Annotated in this window: 18 protein-coding genes and 1 tRNA gene; 13 read left to right on the top strand and 6 right to left on the bottom strand. The window is 59.0% G+C overall.

Annotation, left to right across the window (positions count from 1 at the left end; translation table 11 throughout):
• Nucleotides 1–5: 5 nt before the first annotated feature.
• The 9 genes from G518_RS0115105 to G518_RS0115065 all read left to right on the top strand — a co-directional run bounded on the left by G518_RS0115105 (nt 6) and on the right by G518_RS0115065 (nt 10,950).
• The gene (locus G518_RS0115105) at nt 6–809 is read left to right on the top strand and encodes an enoyl-CoA hydratase/isomerase family protein (protein WP_051236733.1); all 804 of its coding nucleotides are present in this window, start codon (nt 6–8) and stop codon (nt 807–809) included.
• Nucleotides 799–2,463: an AMP-binding protein gene (locus tag G518_RS0115100; protein ID WP_028603271.1), complete on the top strand. Its 1,665-nt coding sequence runs from the start codon at nt 799–801 to the stop codon at nt 2,461–2,463. The genes G518_RS0115105 and G518_RS0115100 overlap by 11 nt, the downstream gene beginning before the upstream one ends.
• Nucleotides 2,460–3,461 (top strand): hydroxymethylglutaryl-CoA lyase, encoded by a 1,002-nt coding sequence (locus G518_RS35295; protein WP_245597974.1) that lies wholly within the window; start codon nt 2,460–2,462, stop codon nt 3,459–3,461. Before G518_RS0115100 ends, G518_RS35295 begins: the two co-directional genes overlap by 4 nt.
• Nucleotides 3,458–4,579: a mandelate racemase/muconate lactonizing enzyme family protein gene (locus G518_RS0115090; protein WP_028603270.1), complete on the top strand. Its 1,122-nt coding sequence runs from the start codon at nt 3,458–3,460 to the stop codon at nt 4,577–4,579. Before G518_RS35295 ends, G518_RS0115090 begins: the two co-directional genes overlap by 4 nt.
• Nucleotides 4,576–5,577, top strand: coding sequence for a Bug family tripartite tricarboxylate transporter substrate binding protein (locus G518_RS0115085; protein WP_028603269.1), 1,002 nt, complete (start codon nt 4,576–4,578; stop codon nt 5,575–5,577). The genes G518_RS0115090 and G518_RS0115085 overlap by 4 nt, the downstream gene beginning before the upstream one ends.
• 6 nt (nt 5,578–5,583) lie before the next feature.
• Nucleotides 5,584–6,819 (top strand): CaiB/BaiF CoA transferase family protein, encoded by a 1,236-nt coding sequence (locus G518_RS0115080; protein WP_028603268.1) that lies wholly within the window; start codon nt 5,584–5,586, stop codon nt 6,817–6,819.
• A 13-nt stretch (nt 6,820–6,832) separates the two neighbouring features.
• Nucleotides 6,833–7,810, top strand: coding sequence for a Bug family tripartite tricarboxylate transporter substrate binding protein (locus G518_RS0115075; RefSeq protein WP_028603267.1), 978 nt, complete (start codon nt 6,833–6,835; stop codon nt 7,808–7,810).
• A gap of 69 nt (nt 7,811–7,879) precedes the next feature.
• Entirely contained in the window at nt 7,880–8,845 is a 966-nt protein-coding gene (locus G518_RS0115070) for an NAD(P)H-dependent flavin oxidoreductase (protein WP_036594783.1), read from the top strand.
• A gap of 314 nt (nt 8,846–9,159) precedes the next feature.
• Nucleotides 9,160–10,950 carry a monovalent cation:proton antiporter-2 (CPA2) family protein gene (locus G518_RS0115065; RefSeq protein WP_028603265.1) on the top strand — a complete coding sequence of 597 codons (1,791 nt, stop codon included), beginning with the start codon at nt 9,160–9,162 and terminating at the stop codon, nt 10,948–10,950.
• Nucleotides 10,951–11,262: 312 nt separating this feature from the next.
• Here G518_RS0115065 and G518_RS35290 read toward each other — a convergent pair whose 3' ends face one another.
• Nucleotides 11,263–12,042, bottom strand: a complete 780-nt coding sequence (locus G518_RS35290) for an IclR family transcriptional regulator (protein ID WP_051236732.1) — start codon at nt 12,040–12,042, stop codon at nt 11,263–11,265.
• A 179-nt stretch (nt 12,043–12,221) separates the two neighbouring features.
• Between G518_RS35290 and G518_RS38500 the strand changes: the two genes are divergently transcribed.
• Genes G518_RS38500 through G518_RS0115040 form a run of 4 tightly spaced genes read left to right on the top strand, consistent with a single transcriptional unit; the run spans nt 12,222 to nt 15,815 of the window.
• Nucleotides 12,222–13,181, top strand: a complete 960-nt coding sequence (locus G518_RS38500) for a dipeptidase (RefSeq protein ID WP_051236730.1) — start codon at nt 12,222–12,224, stop codon at nt 13,179–13,181.
• 47 nt (nt 13,182–13,228) lie between these two features.
• On the top strand, nt 13,229–13,945 hold the full coding sequence (locus G518_RS38495; RefSeq protein WP_084651846.1) for a substrate-binding domain-containing protein: 717 nt from the start codon (nt 13,229–13,231) through the stop codon (nt 13,943–13,945).
• Nucleotides 13,946–14,005: 60 nt separating this feature from the next.
• Nucleotides 14,006–15,013, top strand: coding sequence for a Bug family tripartite tricarboxylate transporter substrate binding protein (locus G518_RS0115045; RefSeq protein WP_051236726.1), 1,008 nt, complete (start codon nt 14,006–14,008; stop codon nt 15,011–15,013).
• A gap of 1 nt (nt 15,014) precedes the next feature.
• Nucleotides 15,015–15,815, top strand: a complete 801-nt coding sequence (locus G518_RS0115040) for a class II aldolase/adducin family protein (RefSeq protein WP_084651844.1) — start codon at nt 15,015–15,017, stop codon at nt 15,813–15,815.
• Nucleotides 15,816–15,890: 75 nt separating this feature from the next.
• Here G518_RS0115040 and G518_RS0115035 read toward each other — a convergent pair whose 3' ends face one another.
• The 5 genes from G518_RS0115035 to G518_RS0115015 all read right to left on the bottom strand — a co-directional run bounded on the left by G518_RS0115035 (nt 15,891) and on the right by G518_RS0115015 (nt 18,843).
• Nucleotides 15,891–16,793 (bottom strand): alpha/beta hydrolase family protein, encoded by a 903-nt coding sequence (locus G518_RS0115035; protein WP_036594780.1) that lies wholly within the window; start codon nt 16,791–16,793, stop codon nt 15,891–15,893.
• Nucleotides 16,790–17,278 (bottom strand): MarR family winged helix-turn-helix transcriptional regulator, encoded by a 489-nt coding sequence (locus tag G518_RS35275; protein ID WP_051236724.1) that lies wholly within the window; start codon nt 17,276–17,278, stop codon nt 16,790–16,792. Before G518_RS35275 ends, G518_RS0115035 begins: the two co-directional genes overlap by 4 nt.
• A gap of 279 nt (nt 17,279–17,557) precedes the next feature.
• Nucleotides 17,558–17,633, bottom strand: a tRNA-Thr gene (locus G518_RS0115025).
• A gap of 41 nt (nt 17,634–17,674) precedes the next feature.
• Complete coding sequence (locus G518_RS0115020) at nt 17,675–18,208, bottom strand: ClpXP protease specificity-enhancing factor (RefSeq protein ID WP_028603261.1); 534 nt, start codon at nt 18,206–18,208, stop codon at nt 17,675–17,677.
• Nucleotides 18,209–18,231: 23 nt separating this feature from the next.
• Entirely contained in the window at nt 18,232–18,843 is a 612-nt protein-coding gene (locus G518_RS0115015) for a glutathione S-transferase N-terminal domain-containing protein (protein ID WP_028603260.1), read from the bottom strand.
• Nucleotides 18,844–18,914 lie beyond the last annotated feature (71 nt).

The raw sequence follows: 18,914 nt of genomic DNA, 5'->3' as shown, positions 1-18,914 counted from the left end.
GAGTGATGAGCCAACCTGATTTCCAAGCCATTCAAGTGACCATCGCCGGGAGCATTGCGACTTTGCGTCTGGCTCGGCCAGACAGCCGCAATGCGCTGAATCTTCAGATGTGCCACGAGATCGTAGCCGCATGCGAAGTGCTGGACGCCGACGACAACGTCCGCGTGATCTTGCTGCGCGGAGAAGGCCCCGCCTTCTGTGCCGGCGCAGATCTTAAGGAGCGCCAAACCATGAGTGGTGCGGAGGCGCTGGCGCGACGAGTGGACGGTTTCACGGCCTACGCGGCGATGGAGCGTCTAAGCAAGCCCGTGATCGCCGTCGTGCACGGCCCGGCATACGGCTCAGGGTGTGAAATCGCGGGCGCATGCGATTTCGTCCTGGCGAGTACAGAGGCCGTATTCTGCTACCCCGAAGTGGGCTGGGGAACCATTGGCGCGACGCAGCGCCTGCCACGCATCGTGGGAAGACGCATGGCGAAGGAGCTGCTGTTTTCTGGAAGAAAAGTGGCAGCGGAAGAGGCTCGAGAACTCGGGCTGGTCAATCACGTGTACCCCACCGCCGAGTTGGACGCGCGCGTTCAAGAACTTGCGGAGCGCATCGCCAAAGCCAATCCCCTGACCGTCGCGCTGACCAAGCGCAGTATCGACACCGGACTGGAATCAACGCGCGAAGGTGCCATGGCCCAGGAGCTGCTCGCCATTCAGGAAAACCTGCGACACAGCGACTGGAAGAAGGCGATCTCCGGATTCGGCGGATCAGATGCCGCCGCCCCGGCCGCACAAGCTTCGGGAGCGCAGGGTGCTGCTTGATTCAAACCAGATTCCCCTGCCTAAAACGCTGGCCGATGTGCTTGCTTCCACCGTGGCTAGCCGCGGAGCACTGGAGGCGTACGTTGGCCCAGGTGAACGGCGAACGTGGTCCGAGCTTCAGGCATCGGGCACTCGAATGGCTCGGGCCCTCCTTCAATCAGGTGTGCGCCGCGGCGACCATGTAGGTATTTTGCTTGGCAATGAAAGCCTGTGGATTGAGGTTTTCTTTGGCTGCGCCATGATTGGCGCAGTCGCCGTGCCTGTGAACACCCGGTTCAAGCCAGATGAGCTCCAGTATTGCCTTCGGCAGGCCAACATCAAGTTGCTCATTTACGCGAGCAACTTTCTCGGCATTGATTTCCAGTCCATGCTGGCACAGGTGGAACCGGCTGTGCAGTCGAAGTTGCCCGGCACAGCCCTTCCGTCGCTTCAAATGGCGGTTCAGGTAGGCGGCAGCAACTTGCCGGGCAGCGCCATCAGCCTTCAGCAGTTTCTGGCCGCCGGTGAACTCGTCAGCCAAGCAGAGCTGGAAGCAGCCAAGAGTGTGGTGAGCCCCCAGGATATTCTGTTGATTCAGTACACCTCAGGCACCACCTCGTTTCCCAAGGGTGTGATGCTGACGCACTTGAACATGATCGGTGACGCCGCATCAGTGGCTCGCCGTATGGGCGTTCAGCCGACGGACCGCTACTTCAGCATTCGGCCATTCTTTCATGTGGCCGGCAGCACACTTTCGATTCTGGTCAGCCTGGTCTCGGGATGCTGCTTACTGAGCCTGCCCAAGTTTGATGTCGCCCAGGCACTGGACGTGCTTGATACCGAGCGCTGCACGCTAACTTCCGGGAACGACACGATCTTCCTGATGCTGATCGGTCACCCCGATTTCGACAAAGCCCGCATTCATCTGCGCGGAGGTTGGGCGGCGGCCGGACCAGAGGTCATGCTGAAGATCAGCGAACTGATGGGCGTGCCACACATGTGCAATGCCTATGGGCAATCCGAGGCATCACCGAACGTCTTGCTCTCTGATTGGGACGATAGCCTGGAAGACCGCAGGGATGGGTTCATGTTTCCCCACCCTGGCGTAGAGGTCCGGCTGGCGGATGCAGAAACCGGCGAAGCTCTCTCAGAGGCCGGAGCGCAAGGCGAGATTCAGGTGCGCGGCTGGAACGTGATGCGCGGCTATCACAATCAACCTGAGGCGACCGCCAAGGCTTTCACGCCAGAAGGCTGGCTCAAGACAGGCGATCTCGGAGAACGCAACGCGCAAGGGCGTTTTCGCATGGTCGGGCGTTTGAAAGACATGTTCCGGGTCGGTGGTGAGAACGTGGCCCCTGCCGAGGTTGAAGAGGTCTTTCACTCGCACCCTGCCATACAGCAAGCGCAGGTAATTGGCGTGCCGGATGCTCGTCTCGGCGAGGTCACCGCGGTCTTCATACTGCTGAAGGACGGCTGCACGGCAGAGCGGGGTGAACTGATTGCGTGGAGCAAACAGCGCTGTGCCAACTTCAAGGTTCCGCGTTACCTGGACGTAGTGGACACGTTCGAGCATATCGGCATGACCGGCAGCTCCAAGATTCAGAAAAACAAGCTCCGCGAGCATGCCACCCGGCTTTGGAACATCACCGCGACCACCATCGCGCCTTCGCCATGACACCCACCCCCATGAACAACCAGCTTGAGCGCGACGTCGTTCTATGCGAGTGCTTTCCCCGTGACGGCCTCCAGCATGAATCGGCGTTCCTGCCAACGCCCCAGAAGGTGGAGCTCATCAGCCGAATAGCCGATCTGGGCTTCGAGCGCGTCGAGGCCACGTCCTACTCGAACCCGAAGGTGATTCCACAGTTCGCCGATGCGAGTGAGGTCCTGCGTACCCTGCCACGCAAGGAGGGCGTTTTCTACAAAGCCACCTGTGCCAATGTAAGAGCCGTGGAGCGCGCACTGGTGGATGCTGATGCAGGTTATGGCGCGAACGAAATCAGCTTGCTGATTTCTGCCACGGACACCCACTCGAAGAAGAACCTGGCGCGGACCCGAGAAGAGCAATGGCGAAACATTGAAGAAATGATCGCTGCCGCGCAAGGCCGGTTCCGTCTGATTGGAACGATATCAATGGCCTTCGGCTGCTCGTTCGAAGGTTGGGTCGATCCCGCTCAGGTGGTCAAAGACTTAAAGCGCATGTTCGATCTTGGTGTGCATCACATCACTTTGGGCGACACCACCGGCACAGCCACTCCGCTGACCACCCGTGCTTTGTTCAATAGCGTGGCAGACGCCATTCCCGATGCCACACTCATCGCCCATTTCCATGATGCGCGAGGCACAGGCATTGCCAACTACGTAGCAGCCTATGAAGCAGGCGTTCGCTACTTCGACTGCGCACTGGGCGGCGTGGGCGGGCATCCCAGCAAGGTCAAGTACGGCGGAGGTCACACGGGTAACGTGGCCTCGGAGGATTTGATCGATCTGTTCGAGAACATGGGAATACGCACCGGCATCGATCTGAACCGGCTTCTGGAAACGGTAGAGGCCTGCGAGGCGGCCTTGGGGCGCGAGCTCGACGGACGTGTGGCTCGAAGCGGTTTGAACCCTTTGCGAGAGGCTCATTCCCACGCTCGGCAGCAGAACGCAGCAAGCGGGAGACCGGGTTGAGCGCATCTTCCGAGATTCGCTTTGAGTGGGCGGAGCTTCGGCAACGCCAGCAAGACCCGACCTGGCGGTTTTCCCAAGGCCACATCGAGCACGTTCATGGTTGGCTGGTGTCAACCACCACCGCACAAGGCTTGACGGGTTACGGATACGTGCTGACCACACCCATCGGCAAGCCTAATCCGCCCCGCACATACGAGGCGCTGAAAGCCGGTGCCATGGCGCTTCGGGGCATCACGCTGTTCGAGACCGAGCGAATGCATCGCACGCTGTACGAAGCCTGTTCGGGAGTGGCGCCAGTGAGGGCTGGCATCGTTGGCGCAGTCTATGACTTGATGGCCAAACAGCATGGTGTTTCCTTGCACCAGATTCTCGGCGGAGCCATCACGCGCACGGCGCTTGCCGCACGCTTGCTTCCGATCAAAGAGCCCGAGGAGATGGCTCAAGCCGCACGGGAACTAACGGCGGAAGGTTATCGAATCCTGAAGATCAAGCTAAGTGGTGAATGGGAACTGGATACGCAGAGGGTTCAAGCGGTGAGGCAAGCGGCCGGCCCCACCGCCTTGCTGACCGTGGATGCCAACCAGGCCTACGAGACAGATGCTGCGGTGGAGTTGTGCAAGGTGCTCTCGGGTTTTGGCGTGAGCCTGGTGGAGCAACCTGTGGCTGGCACCGACTGGGAGGGCATGGCTCGGATCACGCGCGAATCCAGCATTGCTATCGAGGCAGATGAGAGCATCGCTGGATCACTACAGAACCTGCTCAAACTGATTGAGATGAAAGCGGCTCATTCGTTCAACCTGAAGGTTCCGTACTTCGGTGGCTTGCGCGATACCTTGCTAGCTGCCCAACTGTGCCAGACCGCGGGCATGCAGTGCCGGGTAGGAGCGATCTTCGGGCCACGCCTGGCATCGGCCCAAGCCGCCCACCTGGCGAGCATTCTTCCTGCACCCACTCTGGGGGTCGAGTTGGCTGAGTCCGAGCACATTCTCGACGACCCGTTCTCTGGATTCGACGTGAAGAACGGATCCATCACCGTGTCTGACGCCATAGGTACAGGCGTTGATTTCAATAGCTCGAACCCCGAGCAGCTTTCTATTACCTGGGAGACAACCACATGAGTTCTTTACACACCGGATCAACTTCAGCGTCTCGTAGAGCCATTCTTCAAGCCTTTGCAGGTGGCCTCGCGGCCATTTCAGTTGGCGTCCATGCCGAAGAGTTTCCGAGCCGCGTCATCAAGATCGTGGTGCCCTATCCCCCAGGCGCGATCAATGACGTGTTGGCACGAGCCATTGCCGATCAGATGACGCAATCCCTGAAGCAGTCTGTCATTGTGGAAAACCGCGCGGGAGGCAATACGCTGATTGGCACTCAAGCAGTGGCCACCGCCAAGCCCGACGGCTACACCTTGCTCCAGATGCCGGCCGCTCACGCCATCAATGCAAGCCTGGTTCCCAGCCTTCCCTACGATTCAGTCAAAAGCTTCACCCCCATCACGCTCGCCGCGAGCGCGCCCTTTCTGCTGCTGACACGCAAGGACTCTCCGGTTAAAAACGTGAGAGAGCTGGTGCAACTCGCCAAAGACAAGCCAGGCCACTACTCCTTCGGTTCTTCCGGTACGGGGGGCAATGCCCACCTTATGGGCGAGTTGCTGCAGGCCGTGGCGGGCATCAAGATGCTGCATGTGCCGTACAAAGGCACCGCGCCCGTCATCAACGATTTGATCGGCGGGCAACTGGATTACACCTTCAGCACCTACTCGGGAGCCGCCGCAGCGCTGAAGGCCGACCGCGTGAAGGTGCTTGCCATCACAAGCGCAGAACGCTCACCAGCCTTCAAAGACTACCCCACCATCGCGGAAGCGGGCTATCCCACCTACGACATTGAGGGCTGGTGGGCTTTTGCCGCTCCGGCCAACACGCCGCCAGCGATCGTGGAGCGATTGAACAAGGCTGTCGTCGATGCCGTCAAGGCGCCGGACCTTGCGCCCAAGCTGGCCATGGAAGGAATCCGCGTCAGGGGGACCACTCCCAAGGAATTCGAGACCTTCCTCAATAAGGAGATTGAAACCTGGAGAAAGATCATCAAGGACCGCGGCATCAAGCTTGACGCCTGATACGCTGTGACCTCAAACACATCCGCGCCGCTGGCCGGCATTCGCATCGTTGATCTGACTTCCGCCGTCGTAGGCCCCTATGCCACTCAGGTGTTGGGGGACTACGGTGCCGATGTGATCAAGGTGGAAGAGCGCTCCGGCGACGTCATTCGATGGATCTGCGGACGCTCGCCCACCCCTGGCATGCCAGGCAAGTTTCTGCATCTGAATGGCAACAAGCGCAGCCTCTGCCTGGATCTCAAGCAAGAGGAAGGCCGGCAAGCGCTGCTCAAGCTGGTCGATAGCGCGCATGTTTTCCTGCACAACATGAGACCAGCGGCGTTGGCGCGCCTGGGCCTGGATGCCGAAACCTTGTGCAAACGCCATCCCACGCTGGTTCATGCCTCGGTGGTTGGTTTTGGAAGCAAGGGGCGCTATGCCGGCAGGCCCGCCTACGACTCGATCTTGCAAGGCGGAACCGGACTGGCCAGCTTGTTCGCAAGCCATGGGGCAGAGCCGCGCTATGTGCCGTATGTGGTGGTCGATAGAACGGCAGGCCTCATTGTGTCCAACGCGGTGCTCGCCGCCCTCTTCGCCAGGCAGAGAGATGGCATGGGGCGGACGCTCGAAATTCCGATGTTCGAGAGTTTCGCAGCGCTGCTTCTCAGTGAACATATGTATGGACACACCTTCGACCCTCCCACCGGCCCACTAGGCGATCAGCGGCTGCTCGATGCCAATGCCAAGCCGGTGAAGACCAAGGACGGCTACGTCTGCATCACGACCAATACGGACTCCCAGGTCAAACGCCTGTTCGAAGCCCTGGGACGAAATGATTTGGCGGAAGACGCGCGTTACTCAAGCTCGCTGGCAAGGATAGAGCACGTATCGGAATTCTTCGCGGCCCGCGCGGATGTTGTGGGTCAATTCAGTACAGATGAACTGATGGAACGCCTGCTGAGCCATGACGTTCCCATCATGCCGTGCCATACCCTGGAAAGCCTTCTCGCAGACCCTCATCTGCGTGATGTGGGTCTGATTGAGGACGACACGCACCCTTCCCAAGGCCGCATCAAGCGGATCAATGTTCCTGTTTCGATGTCCGGCTTTGAAGCGAAGCTGCGGCATCACGCACCGCATATCGGCGAACAGACGGAGGAAGTTTTGCGTGAACTCGGTTACTCACCCACTCATATCGAAGACCTGATCACACGCGGGATCGCCCGGGCCCACCGCCCTGCCGATTCCCAGCGCCCCACTTAAAGAAATGATCCACATGCCTCATCTCAACCGCCGTGCATTCGCAGCGCTTGCCGCTTCCGCCCTTTCGAGCCCCGCGCTTTTGGCCCAACCCAAATGGCCTGTAAAACCTCCCAAGCTGGTCGTGGGTTTTGCCGCAGGCGGTGGAAGCGATTTCGTGGCGCGCGCGCTGGCCCAGGAAATCGGAGGGCCTCTTGGGCAATCGCTGATCATCGAAAACCGACCTGGCGCCGGCGGAATCATCGCCGCCCAGCAAGCGGCCTCCGCCGAGCCAGATGGCTATACCTTGCTGCTGGGAAGCGCCGCCACGTTCGTCATCAACCCCGTCTTGATGCCTAACCTGCCTTACGACCCGCAGAAGGATTTCGTGCCGGTGGGTGGCGTAGCGCGTTTCGCATACCTGCTGCTGGGCCGCCCCGGGCTTGAAACCAAGACTGTTCAAGAGCTCATAGCCTTCGCGCGCCAGAACCCCGGCAAGCTCACCATAGGCTCCGCAGGCAACGGCTCCAACACGCATCTGGCCGCTGCAGCCTTCCAGAGAGCGGCGGGCATCCAACTGAGACACATCCCGTACAAGGGGACCAACCCCGCGCTCACTGATTTGCGCTCAGGCACCATCGACCTGCTCTTTGATTCCGTGCCCACGGTGTTGGGGCAGGTCCGCGCCGGGGCCCTACAAGCCCTGGCCTCCAGCGGCAAATCCAGAGAACCGCTTTTTCCTGAAATTCCGACCATTGCGGAAAGTGGCGTGCCCAGTTTTTCTGCCAGCAACTGGTTCGCCGTGTTCGCTCCTGCAAGAACACCTCCTGCAGTGGTTGCCACGCTGAACGCTGCCATCCAACGCGCACTCGGCTCAGACAAGCTCAAGAACCAGTTTGCCTCTACCGGAAACATTGCACTTCCCGGCTCCAGCACTGATCTGGCCCAGTTGGTAGATGAGGAGCGCAACGCCTACGCTCGTCTGATCAAGGAATCCGGCATCCGGCTCGACTAATTTGCCCGTGCGCTCCGTAGGCGCTCAGGTTCTACGCTCCCCGTATCCCCTTTGAATTGAGAGCTTCAGATGAAGACAAGAATCACCGAAATGCTCGGAATCGAGCATCCGATCGTACAAGCCGGGATGAGCTGGGCCTCTTCCAGTGCGGCGCTACCCGCTACGGTTTCGAACGAAGGAGGTTTGGGCGTCATCGCTGCCGGGCCGATGTACGTCGAGGCGTTCAAAGGGGTCCTGGATGAGATGTCAGCCCTCACGAGCAAGCCGTTCGCGGTGAACATCCCTCTGTATCGGCCACAGGTGGATGACATCTTGAATGTGATGTATGAGCACCGGGTTCCCGTCATCATTGCGTCTCAAGGTGGGCCCAAGGCGCATCTGCCGCGCTTTCGCGAATATGGGGCCAAGTGGATCCACGTGGTCTCTACGCTTGAACATGCGCTCAAAGCTGAGGCCGCGGGAGTTGACGCGCTGGTCGTCGTGGGCGCGGAAGCAGGTGGGCATCCGCCTGTGAGCGGGGTCAGCACGCTAGTCACCGTGCGCCAAGTGCTGCGTGAGGTCTCCATTCCCGTCATTGCGGGCGGTGGAGTGGCCGATGGTTGGGGCATCGCCGCGCTCCTCGCGCTTGGCGCGGATGCCGTGCAACTGGGTACCCGTTTCCTCGTGACACCAGAAGCCACCGTGCATGCGGCTTACAAAGAGGCAGTTCTGAACGCCCGCGCAGCAGACGCCGTGTTGGTTGGCCGCCGCAGCCTGCCCGTACGAGCGCTGAACAATGCATTCACAGAGGCGATTTTCGATGCGGAGCAGCGCGACGTTAGCAAAGAGGAATACGAAGCTCTGTTCAAGAAAAGCACGCTCAAACAAGCCGCACTTGACGGAGATGTGGCGTGGGGGAAAGTCGAAGCCGGCCAATCTGCTGGGCTTGTGAAGACTTTGGAGCCTGCCGGCGAACTGATGAGAACTTTGGTTCGCGAGCTGGAGGACGCTTGCGGCCGGATGGAGGCCATGGCTCGAAGGACGGCTTTGGCGTAATGGACCGATCAATGGCCTGATTAATGGCCTGACTCTAAGACGCCCCTGGTGTCAGAGAACTCGCAAAGCCCGCTATGCATGTTGCATACGGGCTTTTTTTTGAGAATATTTAACACTGACCTACTCCACCTGCACGCCTGCCCGGCGGAGTGCCCCGTTATCCAGCTACTATTCGCAGATTAAGCACTGTCGCTCAAGCGCTACGTGATGTTCGGGTGACTGCGGAGCGCCCGTGCCGCGCGCCTGGGGCTGGTAGTCAGGAGCGCCATGTCGGCCCGCCATCGCGGCGAACAAACTTTCTCAAGGTTAATCTCATGTCTGTCGAAGGAAGCGCGGGCGATCTGATCAAGGTCGTAAGTTTGCTGGGCGCCGCCGTAGTGGCCGTCCCGCTGTTCAAGAAAATCGGCCTCGGTTCGGTGCTGGGGTATCTGGCCGCCGGCTTGGCGATCGGCCCGTTCGGGCTCCAGCTGTTCAATGATCCGCAAGCCATCTTGCACGTGGCCGAGCTGGGCGTGGTGATGTTCCTGTTCGTGATCGGGCTGGAAATGCAGCCCTCGCACCTGTGGAGCCTGAGACGCCAGATCTTTGGCCTGGGCAGCCTTCAGTGCCTGGTCTGCGGCATTCTGCTCACGCTGGTAGGCATAGGCTTCGGCTATTCGTTGGCTGTGTCCTTCGTGAGCGCGATGGGCTTTGTACTCACCTCGACGGCCATCGTCATGCAGTTGCTAGGTGAGCGCGGGGATATCGCCGCACCACGGGGGCAGCGTATGGTCTCCATCTTGCTGTTCGAAGACCTGCTGATCGTCCCGCTGCTGGCCATTGTGGCCTTCATCGCACCTCCAGCGCTCGACCCCACCGCAGTGGCTCCCTCACGCTGGGGCACGATAGGCTTGGCACTGGGTGCACTCGCCGCGCTGGTGGCAGCAGGCGTGTGGCTGCTGAACCCGTTCTTCCGTATCTTGGCGAACGCGAAAGCGCGTGAGGTGATGACGGCCGCTGCGCTGCTGGTGGTGTTGGGTGCTGCGCTGCTGATGCAACTGGGTGGCTTGTCCATGGCCATGGGCGCTTTCCTTGCCGGCGTGCTGCTGTCCGAGTCGACCTTCCGGCATCAACTGGAGGCTGACATCGAACCCTTCCGCGGTTTGCTGCTGGGGCTGTTTTTCCTGGGCGTGGGCATGTCGCTGGATCTCAGCGTGGTTGCCGCCAATTGGCAACTGATCGTGGCGGGCGTGCTGGCGCTGATGGCCACCAAAGCACTGTGCATCTACGGCGTCGCACGTTTGGCCAAGAGCTCGCACGCTGACGCGCTCGACCGGGCTGTACTGATGGCACAAGGTGGCGAATTCGCTTTTGTGCTGTTTGCTGCAGCCCTGGGCGCACGTGTGATCGACCCCACGGTCAATGCCAACATGACCGCCATCGTGGTGCTTTCGATGGCGCTGACGCCGTTGGTCGTGCTGGTGCACCGGCGATTCGGTCCACGCGCGGTGGTGTCCATGGAGGGCGTGGAAGCGGCGCATGATAGACAGGCCAGTGTGCTGGTGATCGGTTTCGGCCGTGTAGGCCAGATCGCTAGTCAAGGTGTGTTGGCGCGCGGCGCGACGCTGACCATCATTGACAACGACACACAGGTCATCCGAGACGCACATGCCTACCTGGGCTTCAAGGTCTACTACGGCGACGGCGGTCGGTCCGATGTTCTGCATGCCGCAGGCGCACACAATGCAAATGCCATCTTGGTCTGCGTGGATGACAAAGCCGCCGCAACCCGCATCGCTCAGAGTGTGAGGGAAGAATGCCCGCACGCCCGCGTGCTGGTACGCGCCTTCGATCGCGAACATGCGGTCGAACTGGTCAAGACCGATGGCGCTGATGTGGTGGTGCGCGAGACCTTCGAATCAGCCATGAAGATGAGCTACGAAGCCATGCTGGCCACCGGCGCCACCGAAGATGAAGCCGACGCCGTACTCTCAGATCTGCGCCGGCTCGATGGTGAACGCTTCGACTTGGAAGTTGCAGGGGACGCCTTTGCCGGCCGAGCCTTATTGAAGGCAGGACTGGCCAAGCGTGAGAACCGCGACACTGGAGCCCAAGCGCCCGCCTGAACGAAGCAGGCTTGGCCCAAAAGCAAAGCCCGCAGGAGTTAGCACTCTGGTCTTTAGGCTATAAAACTGCGGCAAGCCATAGCGCAGCACTGTGCCGCTCTCGCCTGAGTGAGCCAGCTCAGACAGCCATAGCCATCGACCGTCAAAAGCAAGGTGAGACCGAGGCGGTGAGACGAAGCCGGGCGCAGGTCAGTCTCACAAGTGGGCGCAGTGGGGGTTTCCATGGTGAACACCAACGTACGAATGCCGTCGGCGCATGTCGGGGGTTGAACGGTTTGCGGGCTAGCACCAAATAGTGGAGTTCCAGATATTTCAATATGTGGAACTTTTTTTCTTTATTCGTTCTGCCAGCCTCTGTTCGATCGACTTGGCGTGCGACTGCAGGATGCTCAGCACTTGCGGCAGCCGCCGCGGCCCCACGCGCTCCTTGATCGCGGCTACGCTCATCGAGGCGACGACCTTGCCATCCGGCCCCATGATGGGCACGGCGACTCCGCCCACACTTTCCACGACGAAGCCATTGCTCAGTGCATAGCCCTTTCGCTGAGCTTGCTCCACTGCAGCGCGAACCTGCGCCACCGTGACACGGTGAAGCGGCTTGAGATACTCATGCACGCGTTGGTAGGCAGCCTCACGCATCGTATCGTCGAGCGTACCCAGCAGAATGATTCCGCCAGCTCCCAAGCCCAGCGGGCGGCGCGAACCCACGTCCACCGTAAAGGCTTTAACAGGGTATGAGCCGGTTTGCCGGTCCAGGCAAACGGTGTCGAACCCCGAGCGAGCCATCAAGAAACTGGTGTCTCCAGTGCGATGGGCGACTTCCAACATGTGTTCACGGGCGAGTTCCACCAGATCTATACGCGAGGTGGCCACGCTGGCCGCCAACAGCGAGATCTCCGGCCCCAAGGCATACCGGCGGCTAGCAGGATCACGCGCGGCGAGGTCGTGATGGCACAGCGTATCAAGAATGCGATGCACCGTTGGCTTGGTCAAGCCTGTGGCAGCCTGCAGATCAACGAGCCGAGTCCCCTCAGGGGAGGCGGCGAGGAGGCGCAACAACGCGATAGCGCGGTCTAAGGTCTGAGTGGTCATAGTCAGCTGAGGTTCGCCATAAATGGTCCAAATTATGGACCATTCTCAAAACACTTGATCCAGGCATCCAGCGAAATGTAAATTTCCCGAATGAGTATTCCGCAGTGCGGACCATTCATTACCTCCCACCCCTACTTTTGACAACCGTTCTCTAAATCCGGCCTGGAGCAACCCCTCACATGTACCAAGTTTTCGACCTGCTCAATGGCGCCCGCATGACAGCCCCCTATGCCGAAGCCTGCCTAGCCAACGGTGTAACCGCCGTTCACATTACGCTGAACAATTTTCATGGCATCAATCCGGTACCCGACCTGCGCCATTCGCTCAATCAACTGGCCAACTACCGCAAGCACCTGAGGAGCTTGTCCTCGCAAGTCATGCTCGTGGAAGAGTTCGCAGACTTCGAACGCGCCAAGAAGGCCAACAAGCTGGCTATCGTGATGGGCTACCAGAACGTTCCAGGTGTCGAGCATGACCTCAACTTGATATCACTCTTCAAGGACCTGGGCGTGCGTGTGATACAGATTGCACACAATATTCGTAATCTCTATGGCGATGGCTGCGCGGAGCAAGCCAACGCGGGTTTGTCCTCGCTGGGACGTGAACTGGTGTCAGTTCTTAACGAGCTGGACATCGTGATCGACTTATCGCATGTTGGCGACCAGAGCGGACTGGATGCGATCAAGTACTCGAAGCAGCCAGTCGCGGTCACCCATGCAAACTGCTTCACCGTTTGCCCAAATGCCCGCAACAAAAGTGATGCCGTGCTGGACGCATTGAAAGTCAACCATGGTGTGCTCGGCATCACCTACCTTCCACCGGTCGTGCTTATGCCAGGCCAGAAGCCGGCCATGGCTGACGTGGTCACGCACATCAAATACGCGGTCGACCGCATCGGATACGAACATGTGGGTATCGGATCTGACTTCATACATGACCAACCCGCGGAGCGCTACCAGGAGTTTGGTCGCAAACCCGAGGTGTATGGCACCTGGCCATGGCTCTACCCGATCAACAGCATGGAAGAGCAACAACAAATGTTGTCCTCACTGAGTGGCCTCGGTCTGGATCAAAGCCAGATACAGACTGTGGCTTACGACAACTTCATGCGCCTTTTCCGCACGGTCATGGAACACTGAACCAAGTCTCCCGCACTACCCTATCCACGCCTAAAGTCCAATCGCCAATGTCAACAAAAGTCAGTGCCGGTCCCCATGCGAACATGATCCCGCTAAAGATCGTCAGCACACTGGCTACCCGCCGTGCGATCGAAATGGTGGTGGCCAATGCTGAAACTGCACAAAGGCATCCCGCGGTAGCCATCATTGGGGCAGGCTCGGTACTTGTGAAAACCTTGCGTGACAACAGCGGCGACTGGTTCCTGGGACCCGAAGGCCTGACGCAGCAGCTCATCGCGCAAGGCGTTTTGCGTGAGGGTACGACTGTGAACTTGTTGCGCTCGCCTACGGCCATGGCATGGACGGGCGGCCCTCCTCCCGAACTCGCTGACCGCCGCGACGTGCGAACGCTGCTGCTGTCAGTTCGGTCTGTGAGCTACAGCATGGCCGAGAGCGGGCGCCACTTCCTTCGGATAGCCGACGAGCTAGGCATCGGCGATGCGGTTCGTTCAAAAGCCGTGCTGCCTGCACCTGGGGAACTGGTGGGCGAGGTGCTGCGGACTGCTCGTGCCGAACTCGGCTTCCAACAACTCGCCGAACTGCTCGAATTCGACGAGCTGCACATTCTTGCGCTGCCTACCGAATTCAGCTCGAGCATCACTTACCAACTTACCCGTTTCAATGGATCTCGCGACGATGAAGCGGCCGCAGCCTGGTTAGGGCACCTTCGCTCGCCCACCTTGCACGCTACATGGCAACGCCAGGGTCTGAACCCTTTCTGCTGACGCAAGACTGCAGACAGCACTGCTGCGACACCAAAACCAACATCCACGATTGAAAACAACATGAAAACCGTCAAGCAATCCTTCGCAGCCCTACGAGGACTGTGCGTTACTCGCCACTTAGGACTGGCTCTCGCCATGACCGCGCTCGCACCTGGGCTCGTACAGGCGCAGGCCTACCCCGCACGCCCCGTCAAGATGGTGGTTCCATTTCCAGCGGGAGGCGCCACCGACAACCTTGCTCGCGTGATAGCGCCCAAGTTCGGAGAGATGCTGGGTCAGCCCGTCATCATAGAAAACAAAGCCGGAGCCAACACCATCGTTGGCGCGGATAGCGTGGCCAAAGCGCCGAATGACGGCTATACGCTGCTGATGACCACCGACTCCACACTGTCCATCAACCCCTGGCTGTACTCGAAACTGCCCTACGATTCCATCAAGGACTTCGCGCCCATCACCATGATTGCGGCGGTTCCGCAGGTGCTCGTCGTGCATCCCTCCGTCCCAGCCAATAGCCTCAAGGAATTGCTGGCGCTTGCCAAAGAAAAGCCCGGTAGTCTGAACTACGCGTCATACGGCGCGGGAAGTCCTCCGCAGCTGCTGACCGAGCTTCTCAAGGCATCGACCAAGACAGACTTCGTTCATATCCCCTACAAAGGCGGCGCCCCCGCCACCGCCGACCTGCTGGGCGGCCAAGTGCAAATGCTGTTTGGCAGCGTACCCACCAATCTGCCTCACATCAAGGCCGGCAAACTGCGAGCGCTCGGAGTCACCGGTAGCCAACGTTTCGCGGCCTTGCCCAATGTGCCGACGATCAGTGAGTCAGTTCCTGGCTACGATGTCACAGTGATGTTTGGCCTGCTCGCCCCAGCAGGTACCGCCAAGCCCATTCTGGAAAAGCTGAACGCGGCCATGGTTGCCACCCTCAAAGACCCGGAGATCGCTCGCAAGCTCCGTGAACAGGCATTTGAGCCCGCGGGGAGCACCCCCGAAGAGTTCGTGCGCATCGTTAGCAAGGACAGCGCCCGCTGGTCCAAGCTGATCAGTGACCTGGGCATCAAAGGTGAATGAAATGCACACTACAAATTCCAATGCGGTAGATCCCCTTGCCGAGCTTCGTGTACCCCACATTCGCCGTGAAGACGTGGACAGCGCCGAGTGGCAGGCTCGGGTCGACCTGGCTGCGGCCCACCGCATCATTGATATCTACGGCTGGACCAACCTCATCTATAACCACGCCACGTTGCGAGTACCCGGCCAGCCCGACTTCTTCCTCGTCAAGCCGCACAATTTGCTCTTCAATGAAGTCAAGGCATCGAACCTCCTGAAGCTTCGTATTGACGGGAAGATGACGACTGAAGCCGAGAACGTGAACACTGCAGGCTTCACCATCCACACGGCAGTGCTGCAGGCAAGAAGTGACTTGAACAGCACCGTACACGTACACACAGAGGTCGGTATGGCGATGTCAGCCCATGACAAAGGGTTGCTACCCATCAATCAGGGGGCAATGCGTTTTTACAACCGGCTGTCATATCACGCGTACGAGGGTATGTCCAAGGACTTGGACGAACGCGAAAGCATCGCGAGCGATCTCGGTCCCAGCAACAAAGCCATGATCATGTACAACCACGGCTTGCTCACCGGTGGAAGCACGATGGTGGAGGCGTTGACCTCCATGCTCTACCTCATCACATCCTGCCGCACCCAATTGCTGCTGGAAGCCACAGGTTCACCGATCCGCATTCCTTCACCGGAGATTTGCGAACACGCAGCACTTCAATGGGAGGCCATTGCCAATTTCGGTACCCGCGATGAATGGCCAGCTTATCTGCGCATGGCGGACCGAGTGGACACTTCATATCGCGACTGATTAACGCCCTCAGTGGTGGCCGTTCAATGAACGGCCTCTGACACGCACATCTCCCAGATCAATCGGCCAATCGATCTATTGGCGAAGTTGCAATTCTTCGCCTCGTACAGCGCTCGCGATCAGCCTCCATATAGATTGATGCGATTGACGGAACCAGTTGAGATGTCCCAGCGCGTCCAAACCATACGCGCGGGGGTTCACTTGCACCACCTCGCTTGGCGCGTGAGGGAGCGTGCGTAGCAGGTCGCTGACTGTGCTCGGGGTTGCGATGTCGTCATCATCGGCGTAAAGCAGCGTGAGTGGTGTCCGAACGCTTGCATGAAAGTCTTCTTCGGGCAATCGGCGTACGGCGTTGGTGGCATAGCCACCAGCCGCGCACCATTGGCCCCATTGGCGCCCAACTTCAGAAGGCAGGTTTTCACCGAGGCCTAAAGCAGATGTAGGAGCGTAGCCCTTCAGACGGATGCCAAGCGGCACCAATAGAAGCAAGCCCAAGCGTGCCTTCATGGAGAAGGCCAGCCGCATGCCCTTGAGCCAACCGGTGGAGGCCGACACCCCAACCAGCCGCGCGACTTTTTCGTGGTTCGGCAACAATCCGATCATCTGGCCGCCCGCGCTGTGTCCGATCAAAACAACTTTCGGGACGCCCGTACGCGCTACAAGCCAATCCACTGCCGCCACTTGGTCAAGCTGACCCCACTCCGCTAATGTGGCTCGGCAGTTCGCCAAAGGCCCGCGCAACGAAAGCCCTATGCCGCGATAGTCGAACACGAGCACATTGTGGCCTTGATCAGCCAACCAGCGCGCGAAGCGCAGATAGAAATGCTGCTTCACACCTGTGGCTGGAGACAGCAACACCGGCAACCCGCTTGCAACCGGCGACGCGCGAAGGAAGTGTCCGCACAGCAGTTGCCCATCAGCGCAGACGATCTCAACGACTTCAGCGTCTTGATTGGCGATATTCTTGAAGTTGGTCATTTGGGGCGATGCTCGGTTGCACTGGGGGGACTAGCGGAACTAGCGGAGATGGCGTCTATGCTCTTCACGTGCTCGAGCCATCGAACCACTGTCTGAAGTTCTGCCTCGCTAAAGCCGGCCGTCAATTGAGCGTTGATCCGGCCGAGGGCCTCGCGCAAGCTGGGCAACTGAGCGCTGCCCAGGGGTTGAATCCAGACCCGCTGTGTGCGGGCGTCTTTTACGCAAGGTCTGCGCCTGACCCATTCAAGCGCCTCCATTCGCTGCACCAATCCGGAAACGGCTGACGGCACCAGATCGAGCTCCTTGGCGAGCTCGCCCATCGTGGCGCCGTCATTTTTTAGCAGGACAAAAAGCACGCCACCTTGCGCCGGTGAAGGTGCCGGGCCATCCGCGGATGTATACCGATCCTGTTCTGATGCCGTCCACAGTTGCAGTCGACGCTGTGCGCTGTTGATCAAATGAAGGAGACGTGGTCGTGCTGGCATGACATTGGCTGCTTAAATTATTTCGCATGCGAAGTATATATCGCTTAGCCCTCCCATTCGATAACTAATTCAAACATGTAGACGGGCCGACCGCTCCATCTTTAACGAGTCAGCAGACCACGCTGAATACGAGCGTCTCTGAGAGGGGGTTTTCGCGAGCGGGACGCTCATTTGCCCGTGCGTCAGTCACACAGGAAGATGCAAGGCAACAAAAAACCCGCTATGCCTATGAAGCATGCGGGTTTCGGAAGGTTCTTTTGACTATTTTAGATAGTCAAATGGTGCCGCTTGTCGGATTCGAACTGACGACCTACCGCTTACAAGGCGGGTGCTCTACCAACTGAGCTAAAGCGGCGAACCAACTAGCATTCTAACCTGGAAATAGAGGGTAAATCTCTACTTGATGCGTTTTAGTGCAGGACGTTTGTGTTTTCCTGGCGACGCTGGAGCTGGCGGCTCCGGGTCTGTGTCTTGCGTGCCTTCAGGCTCCGGACTTGGCACCAGTTGAATCCCACCACGAGCGGGCTCTGGCGCGACGAGTGCAGTCACCGAGCCATCTGTTTCGCCGTTATCGCTGGCTGATTCTTCCACTGGCGCGGCACCCGGGGTTGCGATCGGGAACGCCATGCCTTGCCCATTTTCACGTGCATAGATAGCGATGATGCGGTCCATGGGCACGATGATTTCACGTGCCACTCCACCGAAGCGAGCTTTGAACTCAACAAAATCATTGCCCAGCTTAAGAGAGCTGGTGGCATCGAAGCTGATGTTCAGAACAATTTCGCCGTTTTGCACAAACTCACGCGGGACCTGCACTCTCTCATCGACCACTACGGCGATATAGGGAGTCAGGCCATTGTCAGTGCACCACTCGTACAGCGCCCGTATCAAGTACGGCCGCGTGGACGTGGAATCGAGCGCGCTCATCATCGGCAAAGTATCCTATCTGCGCATTACTTGCGCATGACCTTTTCGGAAGGCGTCAGCGCTTCAATGTACGCAGGGCGCGAGAAAATGCGCTCTGCATATTTGAGCAGCGGAGCCGCGTTCTTGGACAGATCAATGCCGTAGTAATCCAGGCGCCACAGCAGCGGCGCCAGAGCGACGTCGAGCATGGAGAAGTTGTCGCCCAGGATGTACTTGTTCTTGAGAAACACTGGCGCCATTTGCGTCAGGCGATCGCGGATATTCGAGCGTGCTTTTTCAAGCACTTTATCGTTGCCCTTGATGGCACGATTTTCCAGCGAACTGACATGCGCGAACAGTTCTTTCTCGAAGTTGAGCAAGAAGAGGCGAACGCGCGCGCGATCGACTGGATCGCCGGGCATCAACTGGGGATGAGGGAAGCGTTCGTCGATGTATTCGTTGATGATGTTCGATTCATACAGAATCAGATCACGTTCGACCAGGATTGGAACCTGACCATACGGATTCATCACGCCGATGTCTTCGGGCTTGTTATAAAGATCTACATCACGGATCTCGAAATCCATGCCTTTTTCGAACAAGACGAAACGGCAGCGATGCGAGAAGGGGCAGGTTGTTCCTGAATACAGCACCATCATGGTGAGAGGCTCCTTAAAACCAAAAGAGTGGAGAGGGTGCCGCTACCGGCGCCCCCCCACTCTGTGTCGAA

Origin of the sequence: Ottowia thiooxydans DSM 14619, from assembly GCF_000422885.1 — a bacterium.
GTDB lineage: Bacteria > Pseudomonadota > Gammaproteobacteria > Burkholderiales > Burkholderiaceae_C > Ottowia > Ottowia thiooxydans.
Note: the sequence above shows the minus strand (reverse complement) of the source record. Positions and strands in the feature narration are given on the sequence as shown.